1 rRNA gene is annotated in these 1,145 nt (G+C 52.2%); it reads right to left on the reverse strand.

The window, feature by feature from the left end:
- A 16S ribosomal RNA gene (locus NSA23_RS16455) occupies window positions 1-1,145 on the reverse strand; the annotation flags it as partial.

Genomic DNA, 1,145 nt, shown 5'->3' on the forward strand with positions numbered 1-1,145 from the left:
CCCGTTGTATCGACCATTGTAGCACGTGTGTAGCCCAGGACATAAAGGGCATGATGATTTGACGTCATCCCCACCTTCCTCCGATTTCTCATCGGCAGTCCCTTTAGAGTGCACAGCCAAACTGTTTGCAACTAAAGGCAAGGGTTGCGCTCGTTGCGGGACTTAACCCAACATCTCACGACACGAGCTGACGACAACCATGCACCACCTGTCACCTCAGTCCCCGAAGGGAAAGGACTATCTCTAGTCCGGTCCGAGGGATGTCAAGCCCTGGTAAGGTTCTTCGCGTTGCGTCGAATTAAACCACATGCTCCGCTGCTTGTGCGGGTCCCCGTCAATTCCTTTGAGTTTCAGCCTTGCGGCCGTACTCCCCAGGTGGAGTGCTTAATGCGTTAACTGCGGCACCGAGGTATGACCCCCGACACCTAGCACTCATCGTTTACAGCGTGGACTACCAGGGTATCTAATCCTGTTTGCTCCCCACGCTTTCGTGCCTCAGCGTCAGTTGCAGTCTAGAGAGCCGCCTTCGCCACTGATATTCTTCCTAATATCTACGCATTTCACCGCTACACTAGGAATTCCACTCTCCTCTCCTGCACTCAAGCCTTACAGTTTCAAATGCTTACCACAGTTAAGCCATGATCTTTCACATCTGACTTGCAAGGCCGCCTACGCACCCTTTACACCCAGTAATTCCGGACAACGCTCGCCCCCTACGTGTTACCGCGGCTGCTGGCACGTAGTTAGCCGGGGCTTCCTCCTAAGGTACCGTCACTATCTTCCCCTAGGACAGAACTTTACGATCCGAAGACCTTCATCGTTCACGCGACGTCGCTGCATCAGAGTTTCCTCCATTGTGCAATATTCCCCACTGCTGCCTCCCGTAGGAGTCTGGACCGTGTCTCAGTTCCAGTGTGGCCGGTCACCCTCTCAGGCCGGCTACCCATCGTAGTCTTGGTAAGCCATTACCTTACCAACTAACTAATGGGACGCGAGATCATCAAGCACCGCTAAAGCTTTAACTTACTTTTCATGTGAAATGTAAGTGTCATAGGGTATTATTCCCAGTTTCCCGAGGCTATCCCCTAGTGCATGGTAGATTTCTCACGCGTTACTCACCCATCCGCCGCTAAGTTTATATAAAT

It is taken from the genome of Anaerosalibacter massiliensis (genome assembly GCF_024623155.1).
Classification (GTDB): Bacteria; Bacillota; Clostridia; order Tissierellales; family Sporanaerobacteraceae; genus Anaerosalibacter; species Anaerosalibacter massiliensis.